Here is an 18472-nt window from a genome sequence, read left to right as displayed (position 1 = left end):
GGCGGCGCGCCTCTTCAACCGCGAACTTCGCGCAGCAGGCGCTGGCGCAGTTCCTTCGCGGTGCATCGATACTTGAACGCTTTCCGATCGTTCACCAGCAGCACCGGCACTTCGATTCCATAGCGCGCCTCGAGTTCGGCGTCGCCGTCAATTTCGATTCGCGAAATTCTCGCCGCGAACTTCGGCATCTCGGCCGCGATGACGCGCTCCATCTCGTGGCACAGTTCGCAATCCCGCCGCGTGTAAAGAGTCAGCTCGATCATCGATCGGAAATCCGTTTGGCGCGCGTCGAGGTACTGTAGCGATCATCGCGCAGTACTCCAAGCCGCTTCAATACCGAAACGGTCTGCGGACAGGGCAACCTGCTCGATCGCGGCATCAATCGAAGATGCGCGCCGAGCAGCATCACGTCGCTCCAGCGATCGATGTCGTACCATGCGGGCCCCAGCGCAAAATCGACGCGCGCATTCTCCAGCCGCGCGATCGTCTCCGCGAGCACGCCGCCGCTGCCCCATCGGATACCCGCGAAGATCGGCGGAATCGCGCCGCGCACGCCGACCGCGTAGTAGCCGCCGTCCATGCTGGGCGCAATCACCACGCGATTAGCGCGCAGCAAGTCGAAGCTTCGCTTGAGCAATCTCGCGGGGAGCGAGGGCATGTCGGCGCCGATCAGCAACGCACCATCCGGCGCGTATCGCTCGAGCGCGCGCGCCATCCGCATTCCGAGCGATCCACCGCCCTGATCGATCAATTCAACGCCGAATCGTTTGGCGAGATTCGTGAAGTATTTGCTGCGAAGAGCAGCTTCGGGTGCGCTGCCCGCGATCACCAATCGCCCCGGCTTGATCGCGATCGCCTTGGCGAGCGCATCGTGGATGAATGCGTCGGCCAGCGCCGCCGCCGCATTCGCGCTGATCTTGCCGATGAGGCGCGTCTTGGCGTGATTGGGAATCGGCTCGCGGCAAAATACGATCAGCGTCGGTCGGCGCGCGCTCACTTGATCGTGTGGGGACGAATGATGTTGATCGGCATCCCGAGCGCCTTCATCACGAACTCCGCCACCGACGTGATCGGCTTCGGCGTGATCGACGGGTCGCCGATTGGCCCTTGCACCTGGAAGTACGCCGCCACCAGTTTGCCGGTGCCCGAGCCGACCCGCTCGCCAATCAGCGGTATCTTGTTCAGCACCCAGTCCACCGTGTCGAACGGAAACATGCCGACCTGCATATCCAGCGTGCTGTCCGAGAATCGGATGCTGCCGGTCGCTGTGATGTCCATCACCGGTCCATGCAGGATGAAATTATCGGTGGAAAAGACGCCCCCGCTGCCCCTGAAATCCGCCAGCAGGGTTTTGAACGGCACCCCGGTGATGCGCGGATCGGGAATTTGCGCGGTGAGCCAATTCTTGATGTCGATAAAACTCAGCAGGCGCGATAGCAGCGTGAACTTGTCGAGCGTGCCGTCGCGCACGGTGAGCGAAACGTCGCCCGCCATCGTGTTGTAGAAATCGGTGTCAGTATTGGCCCACAGATCGGCGCCGATCGACATCCGTCCGAGCAGCGGCGAGCGTTCGATCTTGCCGCCGAGCATGAACAGCGGCGCCGGATCGGCGTCGGTCATGCTGCCGTTCAGATGGACCCAGTTGTCCTGCGCGCGGCCGATCAGGTCCAGCTTCATTGTTCCCGAGTAGGCGTTCGCGCTGAAATTGTAAACGCTCCAGTCCCCGCTCGGCTTGCGATAAAAGTCGGTCTTGATATCCGACATCTCAAACGCCGCGAGATTGCCGAAGCGCGCCTCGATATGCCCGCTCGAGGGCAGCGGGAAATTGACCGGCGTGGTGGACGGCGACCACGGCATCCGAATGAACTTCATCACTTCAAAATTGAGCTTCTGAACGACCGCGACGATTTGAAGCGAAGGATTGCGGAAATCGGGCACGGTGATTGTGAAATCGATCGGCTGCTTATCGAGTAGCGATCCGGGCATCGACAGCACCAGCGTCTTGCGATCCATCGTGACCGTGGCGCCCTGCACCTCGATCGGCGCGCGCAAAAAATTGAACTGCACGTCGCCCTTGGTGAGCGTCAGCTTGCCCGCCGGCAGAATCACCTTGGGATCCTTTCGCGCGGTGTTCAGGATCACGCGGCCACCGATCGGCCCATGCAACGCAAGATCGCTTGGATCCACCAGCAGCGACAGCCATAGATCGGACGGGAACTGATGCAGGTCGAGCGTCAGATCGTGCATCTCGACGCCCTCCCTGAACGAACTGACCGCGCCATTCAGCACCGCATCTCCGCCGGTGATCGCCAGCATCAGATCCTCGAATCTGATCCGATCCGGCGTGATCGCGACCATGCCGCGGCTCAGATGAAACGGGCCCGGCGGTCCCTTGACCGCGACTTGCGCGCCTTTGGGCGTCACGACGACGCGATAATCCGACGGCGGCGTCATGTTGTTCGCGCTGAGAGCGCCCGACGCAGTCGCGCCAATATCGATACGGCCGCCGACGCGCTGGATATGCTCGCGCCAGTCGAGTTTGTACTGCTGCATCGCGTTGAAAATTGCCGGCGACAGATCGCCGAGGTCCGCGTCGATCGCGAGCCCAGCTTCGTATTTCGCCCCCTCGACGCCGTTCGCCAAATCAACGCGCGCCGTCACTTCATGGATCGACGAGTTGCCAAGCTTCGCGCCGCCCTGCGCGATCGTCAGCACGCCCTTTTCGAAATGAAGCTGCGCGCCAAGCTGCTCGACGCTCGGCAGCTTCAAATCTTCGGGCAGCGTGAAGCCGGCGCTCTCGATCTGCGCGCTGACGACCAGGTTCTCGCGCAGCGCCTTCAAGGGCGTCGTCTTGATCTTGTCGAGCGATGCGCTGAGCGTCACCGCGCCGATGCTCACGGCGCCCGGCCGGAGCCGCTTCAGCATCGCTTCAACTTCGGTCGGCAAACGCCGCACCAGGAGCAGCTTCTGCTTGAGCCCCGACGCATCGAGGCGAAAGCCGCCGACCTTGACGCCGATCTCCGGATTCAGGCTGAACGGTTCGACCACTTCCGTCTCCGCCGAGACCAGCGGCCGATCCACGTGCTTCAGGATGAGCTGGTTGAAGGCGAGCAGGCCGTTGGAAAAGCTGAGCGCCGTCTGCAGCGTGTAGTCGCCAAGCTTGATCGGCGTGGACAATCCCTGGCCCTTCAGAGTCAGGTCGGCGCCGCCGGCCTGCACCGCGCCGATCAGAGAACCATCATCCTTGATCGAGAACTTGAGATGACCCTGCAGGCCGCCGACCAGCTCGATTCCCTGGGCCTCGAGATGCTTGAGCGGCACGTTCCAGGTCCAGATTTGACCGCGCCCGAATGCCACCGGCGGCGTCTGCGGGAACGCATCGATGGTGAATTTTCCCGCCGCGTTCGAACCCGCAACCGGGCCGCCGCTAATCCTCGTATCGAAACTGAGGCTCCATTGCCCCGGATTTCTGCGCTTGTGAAATGCCACCACTCCCAGATGCTCGATTAGCGGATGGCCGTCGGCGTAACGAACGGTCGCCTCGATCACCTCGACCCGCCACGCGATCCGCCCGAGCGTCTGCAGCGCTTCCCGAATCGCAGCGACCGACTCAGCGCCCGGTTTCGGCACCGGTATCGCCGCGGTTTCCGCCGACTCTACCGGCAGGATAACTTCGGGATTCAGCGCTCGCAGGCCGTAAAGCGGCAGGCCCGTTTGGGTGAGCAGCGAATGATAGCCGACGCTCGCGCGCAGCGTCTTGAGCTTGATCGTGGGCCGGCCTTTCGCGGTTATTTCCGGCTCATCGAGGACCACCACCAGGTGATTGCTGAAGGTTATCGACGAACTGCGCGGAACAATATTGACCCCGGTGCGGCGATTGATCGAGGCGAGTACGAACGCGATCACGCGTGGCTGATTGTAGGCAATCAGCACGATCGAACCGGTGATCAGTAGAAGTAGAATCAGCGCGAGAATCGAGGCGATTCGGGCGAATCTCATGGTTGCCCTGACGCGATTCCCGCGCCGGATGCGGCGCAGTTCGAACTCGCGATCCTGTCAGTCGCTCCCAGCCATCTCTGCCGGCGGCGCGTCGGTAAAGCCCATCCGATGCTTGTTGCGGACCGCGGTCTTGAGCACCCGATTACGCAGCCGAACTGATTTGGGCGTGACCTCGACCAGTTCCTCTTCGTCGATCCATTCCAATGCCGCGTCCAGCGTCGGCACCCGCGCCGGCGAGATTCGCACCGCTTCGTCGTGCCCCGATGCGCGCATGTTGGTGAGCTTTTTCTCGCGGCACACGTTGACCGGCAGATTAATCTCACGCGCATATTCGCCGACGATCATTCCCTCATAAACCGGCTCGCCCGGCCCCACAAAAAATATCCCACGTTCCTGCAGATGGAAAATCGCGTAGGCAGTCGTGGCCCCTTCCCGATCCGAAATCATCGCGCCATTTGCCCGCGATCGAATCGGGCCGTTCCACGGCCCGTAGCCGTTGAACAGCGTATGCATCAGCCCGTTGCCGCGCGTGTTCTCGAGGAACCTGCCGCGAAATCCGATCAGCCCGCGCGCCGGAATATCGTACTCCAGCCGCACCCGGCTGCTCGCATGAGTGACCATCGTGCGCATCTTGCCCTTGCGCGAAGACAGCATCTGCGTGACCACGCCGATACATTCCGCCGGGATGTCGATCACCAGCATCTCCATCGGCTCGAGCACCTGCCCGCCGGCCTGCTTGGTGATGACGGTCGGCTTCGAGACCTGCATCTCGTAGCCTTCGCGGCGCATCGTCTCGACAATCACCGCAAGCTGCAATTCGCCGCGCCCCATCACCCGCCACGAATCCGGCGAGATTTGCTCGACCCGCGTGCTCACGTTGCGCCGCGCCTCGAACTCGATTCGCTCGCCGAGCTTGCGCGACGTCACGAAGTCGCCCTCGCGTCCCGCCCACGGCGAATTGTTCACCGAGAACGTCATCGCGACCGTCGGCTCGTCGATTCGGATCGGCGGCAGCGGCCGCGGATTCTCGAGGTCCGCGATCGTCTCGCCGATCGCGATATCCTCGACGCCCGCGACGATCACGATTTCGCCGGCGCGCGCCGTCTCGACCTCGACGCGCTTGAGTCCCTGCCAGCTGTAGATATGTGCGACCTTGCACGCGACTGTCTTGCCGTCGCGCCGGCAGAGCGAATAATTCTGCGCCGCCGTCATCGAGCCCGCGATTATCCGCCCCACCGCGAGCCGCCCGACGTAGTCGTCGTAATCGATATTATTGACCTGGAATTGCAGCGTCGCGTCGGGATCGACTTCCGGCCCGGGCAGATGCGCCACGATTCCGTCGAACAGCGGGATAAGATTCTCACTCGGCACGTCCAGCCTCACCGCGGCAGTGCCGGCGCGTGCCTGGGTGTACAAAACCGGGAAGTCGAGCTGATTTTCATTCGCGCCAAGATCGATGAACAAGTCATAGACTTCGTCGAGCACTTCCGGCGCGCGCGCATCCGAGCGATCGATCTTATTGATGCACAAAATCGCCGGCAGGTTCAGTTCCAGCGCTTTCTTCAGCACGAATCGCGTCTGCGGCAGCGGCCCTTCACACGCATCGACCAGCAGCAGAATTCCGTCCACCATCGAGAGCGTGCGTTCGACCTCGCCGCCGAAATCCGAATGCCCCGGCGTATCGACGATATTGATGCGCGTCTCACCCCATAGAATCGAGGTGTTCTTAGCCATGATCGTGATGCCGCGTTCGCGCTCCAGCGCGTTCGAGTCCATCACCCGATCGATCATCTGCTCATTGGCGCGAAAAACGCCCGATTGACGCAGCATCGCATCGACTAAGGTAGTTTTACCGTGATCGACGTGTGCGACGATCGCTAGATTTCGGATGTCCTGCCGTCTCATTTTTTATGGGCGATAGTAAAGGCGCGCGGCTGAGCCGCTGGGAGGCCGCCGCGCGAACTTCATTGTACCTGTCGCGACCAGCCAAGTAAACGCAGCCCCTCTTTGAGCCATCTCGTCCGTTCCGTACTGATGAGCGGTGATGGTGCTGATGCACGCGCGGCACGTGCGTTGTCATTCCAATCGAGGCGAGGGTGCGCGATCGTCGTCCTGATACCTCGCCCGCTCCACCCCTGCTCGCATCAGATCGCGCGCCGCACTCTGATACCTCGCCCGTTACGTTACGGGAGAGGGCGTTATCATTCTGAGGCGGAGGCTGCGGCCTTATACCTCGCCCGTTATTTTACGGGAGAGGAGGCCCGCCGCTGCGGCGGGTAGGTGAGGGTGCAGGATCGTATGCTGGTGCAGTTGCGCCGGTATTTACGATCCTTCTTCAATGCCGACCATTTTTGCACACTCGCGGAAGGTTACTCCGGCGGTATCCGAAAATCGAAAGCAACCAGTTGCGATAGCTTGCAATCCGGCACCCTAACCTGCCTCGTCGCGTTCCGCGACCTCGGCAGTGGTTGGTCGTCCTTACGCCCTACGGCCTGCCCAATTGCTTCTGCTGCTCGCGCTGCAATTTCTCGAGTAGTTGGTTGATGTCCTTCACCTCGATCACCCGCCAATAGCCGTCGGACTGCCGCGCCAGATGAATTTCCCAGACCTGCCCTTTGTGATCGGTGAAGTTGGTGTATGCGGTGTCGCCGCTCCGATGCAGCAGCACGATCGATCCCGCCACCGCCACCGCCGGCATCTGCACTTCCTTCGCGCCGGTATTGACCTCGCGAATTGCCCACGCCTGCGCCACTTGCGCCATCGGCTTGATCAGAAAATCTACTGCCGCCCGCCCTACGATCGAGCCGAACGGATTGCTGCTGCCTTTCTTCTCGATCATTTCGTACGCCGCGTGCTTCACCACGCTCTCGAAATCGACGTACTCGGCGGCGGCCGGACCGTCGCGCGCGTCAATCGCCTGCTTCGCGCGGAGAACCGCCCACGAGGGACTTCGCGGTACGTAGAACAGCGCCCACGCTGCGAGCGCCGTGATGACCAGTAACGCGGTGAAATGCCGCAGTATGAATCGAAGCATCGACGCCCGTGTGCCGCCTCCTGATATCTCCTTCTAGCAGCGCGTAGCGCGCATCCTTGTAACGCGAGGCGTCATCAATGCTGCGGCTTTGGTATCGCTACTAACAGCGCGTAGCGCGCATCTTATCGTACCCAGGAAGCCCGAAACCCGTGAGGGGTTTCGGACTCTTATCTTATCTTTCGATCAGCGATTTGCCAGCAGGCTCGCGGCGGCCTTATCGAGCATCCAGATCACCTCGCCGTTAAGCGGCGCGACGATCTGTGCTGGATACTTGTCCGCATCGCACGGACCCTCGAGCACGTCCTTCACCGCCGCCGCCTTGTTCTGCCCCGCCACCAGGAACATCACCCGCTGCGCGTGGTTGATCACCGGCGGTGTGAGCGTCAGCCGTCGCCGCGGGACCGCGTCCACCTCGACCGCCGCCACCAGCCGCTGCGTCTCGTGAATCGCCGCGTCGCCGGGGAACAGTGACGCGGTGTGGCGATTGTCGCCCAATCCCAGCAGGATCAGATCGAAACGCGGAAACTCGCCCTCGCCGACGCCGAAGTGGCTGCGCAATTCCTCTTCGTACGCGCGCGCCGCGTTCGCCGGATCGTCCTCGCCGCGCATCCGATGCACCTGCTCGGATCTCAGCCCAAGCTTGCTCAGCATCGTGCGATTAACCATCGCGAAATTGCTTTCCGGATCGTCCGGCGGAACACATCGCTCGTCGCCCCAGAAAAATTGCAGCTCTTTCCAATCCACGCTCAGATGAAACCGCGTCGCGAGCAATTCGTAAGTCGCAGCCGGCGTCAATCCGCCCGACAGGCAAATCGAAAATTCGCCATGCGTGCAGATCGATTCGCCCGCGATGTGCGCGATTTCCTCGGCGGCGCGCACGTACAACTCGCCGGCGTCGTTCAAAACGATGATCTTCCGCTCAGCCATTCCCCTTCACGTCAGCGCGCGAGTACTTTCAGCGCGCGATCCACCACGTTCTCGACCGTGAAGCCGAAGTGCTTTTCCAAATCTTCGTACTTGCCCGACGCACCAAACGTCGTCATGCCGATGATGTCGCCCTCCGGCCCGACCCACTGATACCACGACATCGCCACCGCCGCTTCCACCGCGAGCCGGCGCCGAATATTCGGCGGCAGCACAACATCGCGATACGCCTGGTCCTGCTGCTCGAAAATTTCCATGCTCGGCATGCTGACGACGCGCACGGCTTTGCCCTTTTCTTCGAGCTTCGCTTTCGCATCGACTATCAGCGACAACTCCGACCCGGTGGACATCAGGATGATCTCCGGCGTTTTGCCCGCGGTCTCGCCGAGCACGTATCCGCCGCGGCGCGCGCCGGCCGCGGGCGCAAATTTGGTGCGATCGAGCGTGGGCATCTTCTGCCGCGACAACACCAGCATCACCGGGCCGTGCGTATGCGTCATGCTCGTGCGCCACGCCTCGACCGCTTCGTTCGCGTCGCCCGGCCGTATCACCGTGAGATGCGGGATCGCGCGCAGCGCCGCCAGATGCTCGACTGGCTGATGCGTCGGGCCGTCTTCGCCGAGTCCGATCGAATCATGCGTGAACACGAACACGACGTGAAGTTGCATCAGCGCCGCCAGCCGAATCGACGGACGGCAATAATCCGTGAAGCACAGAAAGCTCGATCCGTACGGGATGAATCCGCCGTGTAGCGCGATGCCATTCAGGATCGCGCACATCCCGTGCTCGCGAATCCCGAAATGTAGATTGCGCCCGCCATATTCACCGCGCTCGAAATCGCCGCCGCCCTTGACGTCGGTGAACGTTGACTCGTTCAAGTCGGCCGCGCCGCCAAAGAGATTCCACACCTTCGCCGTGATCGCGGCCTCCGCCTTCGAGGCCGACTCGCGCGTGGCGAGTTTGTCCGCTGGCGTGAACACCGGCAACTCAGCGTCCCAGCCCTTCGGCAATTCTTTCGCGAGCATGCCCTTGAATTCAGCCGCTTCCGCCGGATGCTGTTTTGCGTAGATATCGAATTTGCCGTTCCACTCCGATTCGAGCTGCGCGCCGCGCCCGACGCATGTGCGAAATTTCGCGAGCGCCTCGTCCGGCACGTAGAACGCCGGCTCGAGCGGCCAGCCGTAAAACTGCTTCGTCAGTTTGACTTCTTCGACACCGAGCGCCTTGCCATGCGCCTCCGACGTACCCTGCCGATGCGGGCTGCCGTATCCAATGATCGATCGCACTCGAATCAACGACGGTCGCTTCGTCTCCGCGATTCCGGCCTCGATCGCCTTGCTTATCGCCGTCAGATCGTTCGCATCCTCGACGTGCTGCGTATGCCATCCATACGCATCGAACCGTCTGCAAACATCCTCGTCAAAGGTCAGTTCCGTATGCCCGTCGATCGTGACGTTATTGTCGTCGTAAATGTAGATAATGTTGCCGAGCCCGAGATGCCCCGCGATCGACGCCGCCTCGCTCGAAATCCCTTCCATCAGATCGCCGTCGCCGCAGATGCCGAAGATGCGATGATCGAACAGGCCCGACTTGTCGCGCTCGAACCGATTCTCAAGATGCGCCGCCGCGATCGCCATCCCGACTCCGTTGCCGAAGCCCTGGCCGAGCGGACCCGTCGTGGTCTCGACGCCCGGCGTCAGATAATTCTCCGGATGCCCCGGCGTTCTGCTCCCGAGCTGGCGAAAATTCTCGATGTCCTCCATCGTCATGTCGTAGCCGGTGAGATAGAGCAGGCTGTACAGCAGCATCGATCCGTGGCCCGCCGACAGCACGAATCGGTCGCGCCCGTACCACGCCGGATTCTTCGGGCTGTGCCGCATGTAGCGCGTGAACAGCAGGTAGCCCACCGGCGCCATCCCCATCGGCATCCCGGGATGCCCCGAGTTGGCCTTCTGCACCGCGTCGATCGCGAGCACGCGAATCGAATTGATGCAGGCGAGGTCGGAATCCGGACTGGTCAAATTGATTTTTGCTGCAGTCGCCAAGATATCACCAGAAATTTTTGTTGAGGGCGATCGTTGAATCGCCAGTTGTATAAAGCAGCAGCCTGTCCCCGTGATGTTTGTGCTAAGCGAGTCGCGCCCCGTTTCTGATTCCGCAAGCCGCTCCGCAATTCTTGAGCGAACTCAGCCGCGCGAAAAATATTACCAATCCTTTTTATCGTCGTCGCTGGTATCGCCCGCTTTCCGCCGCATCACATCGACCACGGTTTTCGCATCGCCCTTGTCGCCCGTGCCGAGCGCCTGCGTGAAGCGCTCCGCGATAAACCGCATCATCGCGCCCTCCTGCGGATCGAGCACGCTGGCGAGCGCCGCCAGTCGTTCCATCGCAGTGCGAATCGCCATGATCGCCGCCGGCATATCGCCCCGCTCGCGGCACGCGATCGCCTCGCGCAATTTCTCCCGCACCTCGGCGACCGCCGGGCGCGCCCGCTCGCCGACTACGATCTCCAGTTCGCCCAGATTTTGCGCCAGTTTTGCGAACGGATCGTCTGCGGGATTGATTAGCGGCATCGCCTGAATTGTTTCATCCGCACAACTTTGGATGCAAGGCGGAGCCTGTGGGTAACCGTGCGATGAATATCGACCGCGCCCTGATTTTCATAGATTATGTAATTCAACGCTATCGTGGATGAGGGGTCCGATGAGACCAATGCTTGATCGCCGCGTGGTCGTCACCGGCTTGGGAATGGTGACGCCGCTCGGAACCGGAGTAGAAAAAAATTGGCAGGCCCTGATGGCCGGCCAGTCGGGCATCGGTCCGATCACCCGCTTCGACGCCTCCCTGTTCCCCGCGCGCATCGCCGGCGAAGTCAAAGATTTCAAGGCCGAAGACTGGATCGAAAAACGCGACATCAAAAAGATGGACCTGTTCATCCAGTATGCGGTCGCGTCCGCCGAACAGGCGATGCAGCAGTCCGCCTTCAAGATCACCGAGGAAAATGCCGACAACGTCGGCGTCCTGATCGGCGTCGGTATCGGCGGCCTCTGCACCATCGAGGAGTACCACCACATCTATCTCGAGAGTGGGCTGCGCCACGTCACCCCATTTTTTATCCCCAAGTTGATCGGCAACCTCGCACCCGGCCAAATCTCGATTCGGTACGGCGCGCGCGGCGTGAACCTCACCACCACCAGCGCCTGCGCCTCGGGCAGCCACGCGATCGGCGAGGCTTACCGCATGATTCGCCTCGGCTATCTCGACGCCGCGATCACCGGCGGCACCGAGGCCGCGCTCACTTCGCTCGGCGTCGGCGGATTCATCGCGATGCGCGCGTTATCGACCCGCAACGACGCTCCCGAAAAAGCCAGCCGTCCGTTCGACAAGGAGCGCGATGGCTTCGTGATGTCCGAGGGCGCCGCCGCCCTGATCCTCGAGGAGCGCGAGTCCGCGATCAAGCGCGGCGCAAGGATTCTCGCCGAGATTTGCGGCTATGCCGCCAACAGCGACGCCTATCACATCACTTCGCCCTCGCCCGAAGGCCGCGGCGCCGCCAAATGTATCCGCATGTGCCTCGAGGACAGCGACCTCGATCCCAACGAAGTCGATTACATCAACGCGCACGGCACCTCGACGCCCCAGGGCGATCTCGCCGAGACCCAGGCCGTGAAACGAGTCTTCGGCGAGCGCGCCGCCAAAGTCGCGGTGAGCTCGACCAAATCAATGACCGGACACACCCTCGGCGCCGCCGGCGCAATCGAGTCCGTGTACACGATCCTCGCGGTCGATCGCGGGATGTTGCCGCCGACCATCAACCAGGAATCACCTGACCCGGAGTGCGATCTCGACTACGTGCCTAACCAGGCGCGTCCCTGTAAGGTCCGCATCGCGCTCAATAACTCTTTCGGGTTTGGCGGCACCAACACTACGCTGGCCTTCCGGCCCGCTTAACTATAACGAACCGGGTCACGTATGGGATCCAGAATTGTCGCCACCGGACGCGCTCTGCCGCGCACCGCTCTCAGCAACAAAGACCTCGAGCGGTACATGGATACCTCCGACGAGTGGATCAAGTCGCGCACGGGAATCAACCAGCGCTATGCGATGCGCCAGGGTGAGTCGCTCGCCGAAATCGCGACCGCCGCCAGCCGCAGCGCGCTCGATCGCGCCGGCCTCAAAGCCACCGACCTCGACGCGATCATCGTCGGTACCGTCTCCTCCGAGTACGCATTTCCCTCTTTCGCCTGCCAGATCCAGCATCAACTTGGCATCACCTCGATTCCCGCCTTCGACGTCGCCGCCGCCTGCTCCGGCTTCATCTTCGCGATCTCGGTCGCGGACTCGCAGATGCGCGCCGGCGATTTCAAACGCGTGCTCGTCGTCGGCGCCGACGCCCTCTCCACCATGGTCGATTGGAACGATCGCCGCACCGCCGTGCTGTTCGGCGACGGCGCCGGCGCAGTCGTGATGGTCAGCGAAGACGGCAATCGCGGCGTGCTTTCGAGCCTGCTCCGCTCCTCGGGCGAGCACTGGCATCTGCTCTCGGTCCGCGCCACCGGAGTGCGCAGCACGATCGATTCCGAAGTGCGGCGATGCGCCGATGACGCAATCCAGATGAAAGGTCCCGAGCTTTTCAAAATCGCCGTCAAGAGCATGGAAGAAGTCAGCCGCCTGGTCGCCGATCGCGCCGGCGTCAAGCTCGACGAAATCGATCTGTTCGTGCCGCACCAGGCCAACCTGCGAATCATCTCCGCGGTCGCCGATCGGCTCGGGATGCCGCATGAGAAGGTCTTCACCAATATCGATCGCTTCGGCAATACCTCCGCAGCGTCGGTGCCAATCGCGCTCGACGAGGCGCTCGAGCAAGGCCGCATTCACGACAACAGCCTCGTGATGCTCAATGCGTGCGGCGGCGGTCTGACCTGGGGCGCAAATCTGATCCGCTGGTAGGTCCGCCACACCTTGTCACTCTGAGGCGAGGGCTGCCGTCTTATACCTCTCCCGTTACTTTACGGGAGAGGAGGCCCGCCGCCTTGCGGCGGGTAGGTGAGGGTGCTGGATCGCCTGCTAGCCCACCGCTCCCCCTCCTCCATCCTGGAACGAGGGAGGCTGCCGCAGTCGAAGGATACCTTCTGCCTCACGAACCATTGCCGCGGGCGTTTGCGCCCATCGCAAATGCGGCGGCATGATGCACTGCGTTATAGTTTAGTTCCCGTTCGCCGGGTTTGTTGGACACGCGCTAACCCAGGCGGGCGCGGACGCCAGTCGACGAATATTCGCCGACGAATAATCAACCTGTAACGCCATCAGGAGGAGCCATGAACAGAGTTTGGAAGGATGCGATCGCGATCACCGGCCTGATCCTCACCCTCGCAGCCGCATCGAGCTGGGCTGGTGCGCCGCCCAACAACGACGTAAGCGACATGGGAAACACCGCCGGAGGCACGGGTGCGCTCGGGAGCAACACCTCCGGCACCAACAACACTTCCTTCGGAGCCGCTGCGCTCGGGAGCAACACCACTGGCATCTTCAACACCGCCAGTGGATTCCACGCGCTTTTTAACAACATCTCGGGGGGCGACAATACCGCCACCGGAGCACAAACCCTCTCATTCAACACCACCGGCTCCTTCAACACCGCCAGCGGACACAGCGCGCTTTTTAACAACATCTCGGGGGGCGACAACACCGCCAGCGGATTCCAGACGCTTTTTGACAACACCACGGGCGCCAACAATACCGCCACCGGAGCAGAAGCCCTCACATTCAACACCACCGGCTCCTTGAATACGGCCACCGGAGTGGGCGCCCTTGAGTTCAACACCACGGGCGCCAACAATTCCGCCACCGGAGTTGGAGCGCTGACATTCAACACCTCGGGCAGGAACAACACCGCCCAAGGAGCGAACACTCTCTACAACAGCAGCACCGGTATCCAGAATACCGCGAGCGGAGCGCAAGCTCTGTACAACAACACTACGGCCAACTTCAACACCGCCGACGGCGTCCAAGCCCTCTTCAAGAACACGACCGGCCAATCCAATACTGCCATTGGTTTCCAGGCAGGCTTTTTTCTAACCACCGGCAGCAACAACATCGATCTCGGCAACCGCGGTGTCGCTGCTGACGCGGCTACTATTAGACTCGGCACGCAGGGCACACAGACCGCGACCTTCATTGCCGGTATCGCGGGCAGTTCTGTGACTGGCAGCGATGTCGTCGTTAACGGCAGCGGTCGCCTGGGAATAATAGTGTCGTCTGCTCGCTACAAGCGCGACATCCATGACATGGGGACCTCGACCGACGCCCTGATGAAGCTGCATCCGGTGACCTTCATCTACAAAGGCGATCAGCAAGGTGTAAGGCAGTACGGCCTCGTCGCCGAAGAAGTCGATCAAGTCTATCCGGAGCTGGTGGTCCACGATCCGGATGGCAAGGTCGAATCAGTGCGCTACTCGATGCTCTCCTCGATGCTCCTCAACGAACTTCAGAAGGAAACTAGAAAGAATCAGGAACAAGCTGATCGCATCGCAAGGTTGGAAGCGAATCACCAACGCGACGCGGCGATGCGCATTGCTATCGAGCAACGCCTTGCAAAGCTGGAGCACACTGTTCTGGCCGCGCATCGAAGCTCGAAGGTGCAGACCGCCTTTAATAAGTAACCGGCAAGTCGCCTACTATCCGCGATGCTCACCGAACTACTCGATTGCCGCGTGCTGATTGTGCTCGGCAAAGGCGGCGTCGGCAAAACCGTGCTAAGTGCCGCGATTGCCCGCCTCGCAGCCGCCTCGGGCCGGCGTGCGCTAATCATGGAAACCGACGCTGGTGCTCCGCTCGCCTCCACGCTCGGCGTCGAAGCCTCATTCGTTCCAATCGACGTAGCGCCGAACCTTTCGCTGATGCTGCTCGACGGAGGCCACGCGCTCGAAGAGTATCTCCGCCTCGTGGTGCCCGGCCGGATGCTGCTAAAGGCGGTCTTTGCCAGCCGCGTCTATCAGTTCTTTGTTCAAGCCGCGCCCGGACTTCGCGAACTTATGATGCTTGGCAAAATCTACTACGAGGCCGAGCGCGCGCCCGACGACCCCAACCGCCACGATTTGATCATCGTCGATGCGCCTGCGAGCGGACAGGCACTTAGCATGCTGAAGATGCCGGCCGCGGCGCATTCGACTTTCGGCGATAGCACCGTCGGCAAGGAATCGCGAAATATCTCGGACCTGCTCCACGATCGCCGCCGCTGCGCAATCTTGCAGGTCACAACCTCCGATAGCTTGTCAGTCTCCGAGACGATCGAGACCTACGCCGAACTTAACCGCCTCGGAATGCCGCCTTCTGCGATCATCTACAACCGCGCGACCCCGTTTCGATTCGACGCTGGCGATATCTCATCGCTGCTAGGCCGCATGCGCGCCGCAGGGCGTCATCGCGATCACCTCGCCGAGCTGGCTGAAGCGGAGCGCCTTAGCGCCGGCGAATCGCGCAAAGCCGCGACGCGCATTCGGCGCGCGACGCACGCGCCGCTGATCGAAGTCGCCGAGCATGGCGGTATCGACGGCCTTGATCTGATCGAACGTGTTGCTTCCGATCTCGCCGCGCTCGATTCGATAGCAGGCTCCAGCCGCTTCCGCAATGCTCGCCCGGCCGCGCTCTGACCCCGTGCTGGAATCGCCGCGCCGCCGCAACTACGCTGCTTTCGTGTATGCTGAATCTTACGTCGTACTGCGACGCCGCCCGCGGTGAATCCCGATGACTGATCGTCCGCACAAACCCGCGAACCCGACCAAAGTGCGCGAGCCCAAACCCCAAAAACCCAGGGAGCCTTGGATCATCCGCACTTACGCCGGCTTCGGCGATGCGCGCCAGGCCAATCAGCGCTTTCGCGCCAACTTGCTACAAGGCCAGCGCGGCCTCTCGATCGCCTTCGACCTGCCCACTCAAAACGGCTACGACCCCGATGCGTCCGTCGCCCGCGGCGAGGTCGGCGAGGCTGGCGTCTCGATCTGCCACTGGCAGGACATGGAAGCGCTCTTCGACGGCATCCCGCTCGGCTCGATCAACACCTCGATGACCATCAACTCGACCGCGCCCTTTATCTTCGCGTTGTACCTCGTCGTCGCCGAGCGCCAAGGCGTGCCGTGGAACGAGCTGCGCGGCACCACCCAGAACGACCTGCTGAAAGAGTTCGTCGCGCGCGGCACCTCGATCTTTCATCCCGAGCTGTCGTTCAAGCTCTCCACCGAGTTGATTAAGTTCGCCGTCGAGCGCGTCCCGAACTGGAACCCGATCAATTGCTGCGGCTATCACTACATGGAAAGCGGCGCCGGTCCCGCCGATGAAGTCGGCTATGCGTTCGGCAACGCGCTCCTGATTCTTGATTCGCTGCGGACGCAACTTTCGCCGCCGGCATTCGAACAGACCGTGCGCCGAATCTCGTTTTTCATCAACAGCGGAATCGAACTGGTTCCCGAGATTTGCAAGGTGCGCGCCTACTTCAAGCTCTGGCGCGAACTCTGCCACACCGAGTATGGAATCGACGACGTCGCCTTCCGCGCCGGATGCCAGGTGCGCTCGCTCACCCTCACCGAGCCGCAGCCCGAAGTGAATATCGTCCGTATCGCGTACGAAGCGCTGCCGGTCGTCATCTCAGCCGGTGCGCGCGTCAACGCGCTCCAGCTTCCCGGCTTCCGCGAGGCGCAGGCGCTGCCCGATCAGGCCGAGCAGACGCTCAGCCTCCGCACCCAGCAAGTCCTGATGCACGAAACCGGACTTGCGAGCTACGGTGATATTTTCGAGGGCAGCAAGGTGATCGAAAAACTCACCGGCGAGATTTCCGCCGAAGCGCGCGAGATCGCGATCCGCCTTCGCGCCGCCGGTTACACTCGCGCGATCTCGATCGTCAGCACCGAGCTCACGCGGCAACTCGCCGAGCGCCATCGCAAGGTCGAAGCCGGCGAGATCATTCAGATCGGCGTCAATGCCTTCACCGGGGAAATCGGCCTCACGCCGAAATCTTCAGCGATTGCGAATCACGCCGATCAGGCCGCCAACGAGCGCGAGCGCATCGAGAGTCTCGACAGATGGCGCACCTCGCGCGATCAGGCCGCCGTCGTCAACGCGCGCGAGGCGCTCGAACGCGCCGTCGTCGCCGACGCACCGTTGATGGATCCCACGCTCGAACTTGCGCGCGCCGGCGGCACTGTCGGCGAATGGACGCAGTCGCTCGAGCGCGTCAGCCGCGGCCGCTACACGCCGCCGATTCTCGAAACCAGCGCGAGCCTGCCGCCGCTAACCGTGCCGGCTGCGACCACCCGGATTCGCATCGCGCTCGGCAAGGCCGGCCTCGACGGCCACATCAACGCCGTTAAGCTGCTCGCGCACGCCTGCATGCAGGCCGGGATGGAAGTCGTGCTCGCGGGCTTCAAGCAAACTCCCGAGCAACTGGTCGAAACCGCGCTCGAAGAGGACGTCAATGTGCTCGCGATCTCGAGCCTTGCCGGCGCCCACATGACGATCGCGCGCAAGACGATCGAGCTGTTGAAGAGCCGCGGCGCCAGCGACGTCCAACTCGTGATGGGCGGAATAATTCCGGAAGACGACCGCGACGCGCTCTTGAAGCTCGGCGTGCAGGCGGTCTTCACTCCGAAAGACGTGAACCTCGGCGAAATCGTCGCGCGCATAATCGAAATCGGCTCGAGGCAACGAAATTGAAACTTTTGAAGCTCGCAAAATCAGCCGCCCTCGCATCCGCGATCGCGATCGTCGCCACTGCTCCGTCGCTCGCCGCCGAAGCCCGCCCGTGGCTATGCCGCGACAAGCCGGTGTTCTCCTACGATCGCTCGATGGAATATTCCGTCGCCGCGCAGCCCGGCCGCCAATGGCGAATTTTCTTCATGCAATTTTCGCCCGATGCCGCCCACGACGGCTTCCAGGTCACCAATTCCCGCGAATTGCCGCCACGCGGCGATCCTCTTACAGGACGGCTCGATCCGGGCCGCTACTTCACCGTCGCGCTCTATCGCTCAGGCAGCGGCGCATGGATTTGCCCCGGCTACACGCACGACGATCGCAACCCCGGGCTCGGCGAGTTGAGCAAGCTTTGCTACGGCGAAGACGGTCCGCCGTGCCTCGTCAATCTGACCGTGAAACCCGATCACAATCTCGCACAACCGCCACCGCCCACGCCTTAGACTCGCAATATTTGGAGGCGGCGATCGGATTCGAACCGATGCATGGAGGTTTTGCAGACGCTCCGTGTCGCGTCGTCATCAAGTTGTGACAAGTCGTTATCGAGACGAATCGAGGCATTTTCCAGAAAAGCGTTCGGTCTACGGAACCCGTTCTCACCCATGAAATCGGATGCCACGGTGACGAAAAGGTGACGATGCGCTCGCGCGATCGCAGTCCGTTTCCGAGAAGAGCATCATGTGATATAAGATGGAGCCTTGGTTTGCGGGGCGGTTGAGAGGCGGAGGTAACGCAATTCGATTTACAACAACTGCGAAGACACATTTTAGC

The 18472-nt window shown here is 61.9% G+C and carries 14 protein-coding genes; 6 read left to right on the top strand and 8 right to left on the bottom strand.

The annotated features are described in order from the left end of the window. Positions 1 to 14: 14 nt before the first annotated feature. From Q7S58_RS15985 to Q7S58_RS15950, 8 genes are all read right to left on the bottom strand, one after another. Positions 15 to 263 carry a glutaredoxin family protein gene (locus Q7S58_RS15985; RefSeq protein ID WP_304827942.1) on the bottom strand — a complete coding sequence of 83 codons (249 nt, stop codon included), beginning with the start codon at positions 261 to 263 and terminating at the stop codon, positions 15 to 17. Then, on the bottom strand, positions 260 to 997 hold the full coding sequence (locus Q7S58_RS15980) for a TIGR04282 family arsenosugar biosynthesis glycosyltransferase (RefSeq protein ID WP_304827939.1): 738 nt from the start codon (positions 995 to 997) through the stop codon (positions 260 to 262). Before Q7S58_RS15980 ends, Q7S58_RS15985 begins: the two co-directional genes overlap by 4 nt. Further along, positions 994 to 3999 (bottom strand): AsmA-like C-terminal domain-containing protein, encoded by a 3006-nt coding sequence (locus tag Q7S58_RS15975; protein WP_304827936.1) that lies wholly within the window; start codon positions 3997 to 3999, stop codon positions 994 to 996. Before Q7S58_RS15975 ends, Q7S58_RS15980 begins: the two co-directional genes overlap by 4 nt. A 57-nt stretch (positions 4000 to 4056) precedes the next feature. Further along, positions 4057 to 5904: a translational GTPase TypA gene (typA, locus tag Q7S58_RS15970; RefSeq protein ID WP_304827933.1), complete on the bottom strand. Its 1848-nt coding sequence runs from the start codon at positions 5902 to 5904 to the stop codon at positions 4057 to 4059. Between the two features lie 580 nt (positions 5905 to 6484). Then, positions 6485 to 7033, bottom strand: a complete 549-nt coding sequence (locus tag Q7S58_RS15965) for a DUF2939 domain-containing protein (RefSeq protein WP_304827930.1) — start codon at positions 7031 to 7033, stop codon at positions 6485 to 6487. Positions 7034 to 7216: 183 nt separating this feature from the next. Then, complete coding sequence (pgl, locus tag Q7S58_RS15960; RefSeq protein ID WP_304827927.1) at positions 7217 to 7960, bottom strand: 6-phosphogluconolactonase; 744 nt, start codon at positions 7958 to 7960, stop codon at positions 7217 to 7219. Between the two features lie 11 nt (positions 7961 to 7971). Further along, positions 7972 to 10002 (bottom strand): transketolase, encoded by a 2031-nt coding sequence (tkt, locus tag Q7S58_RS15955; RefSeq protein ID WP_304827924.1) that lies wholly within the window; start codon positions 10000 to 10002, stop codon positions 7972 to 7974. Positions 10003 to 10161: 159 nt separating this feature from the next. Next, positions 10162 to 10530, bottom strand: a complete 369-nt coding sequence (locus tag Q7S58_RS15950; protein WP_304827921.1) for a hypothetical protein — start codon at positions 10528 to 10530, stop codon at positions 10162 to 10164. Positions 10531 to 10669: 139 nt separating this feature from the next. Between Q7S58_RS15950 and fabF the strand changes: the two genes are divergently transcribed. The 6 genes from fabF (at position 10670) to Q7S58_RS15920 (ending at position 18144) form a co-directional block, all read left to right on the top strand. Further along, the gene (fabF, locus tag Q7S58_RS15945; protein ID WP_370655532.1) at positions 10670 to 11908 is read left to right on the top strand and encodes a beta-ketoacyl-ACP synthase II; all 1239 of its coding nucleotides are present in this window, start codon (positions 10670 to 10672) and stop codon (positions 11906 to 11908) included. A gap of 21 nt (positions 11909 to 11929) precedes the next feature. After that, positions 11930 to 12907 (top strand): beta-ketoacyl-ACP synthase III, encoded by a 978-nt coding sequence (locus Q7S58_RS15940; RefSeq protein ID WP_304827916.1) that lies wholly within the window; start codon positions 11930 to 11932, stop codon positions 12905 to 12907. 368 nt (positions 12908 to 13275) lie between these two features. Further along, entirely contained in the window at positions 13276 to 14619 is a 1344-nt protein-coding gene (locus Q7S58_RS15935; protein ID WP_304827913.1) for a tail fiber domain-containing protein, read from the top strand. A gap of 24 nt (positions 14620 to 14643) precedes the next feature. Beyond that, positions 14644 to 15609: an ArsA family ATPase gene (locus tag Q7S58_RS15930; RefSeq protein WP_304827910.1), complete on the top strand. Its 966-nt coding sequence runs from the start codon at positions 14644 to 14646 to the stop codon at positions 15607 to 15609. A gap of 94 nt (positions 15610 to 15703) precedes the next feature. Further along, a complete protein-coding gene (locus Q7S58_RS15925; RefSeq protein WP_304827907.1) occupies positions 15704 to 17665 on the top strand; it encodes a methylmalonyl-CoA mutase family protein in 1962 nt (653 codons plus the stop codon). After that, positions 17662 to 18144: a hypothetical protein gene (locus Q7S58_RS15920; protein ID WP_304827904.1), complete on the top strand. Its 483-nt coding sequence runs from the start codon at positions 17662 to 17664 to the stop codon at positions 18142 to 18144. Before Q7S58_RS15925 ends, Q7S58_RS15920 begins: the two co-directional genes overlap by 4 nt. The last annotated feature ends 328 nt before the right edge of the window (positions 18145 to 18472 follow it).

Source organism: Candidatus Binatus sp. (assembly GCF_030646925.1).
Classification (GTDB): Bacteria; Desulfobacterota; Binatia; order Binatales; family Binataceae; genus Binatus.
This window is presented reverse-complemented; position numbering and strand designations above follow the sequence as displayed.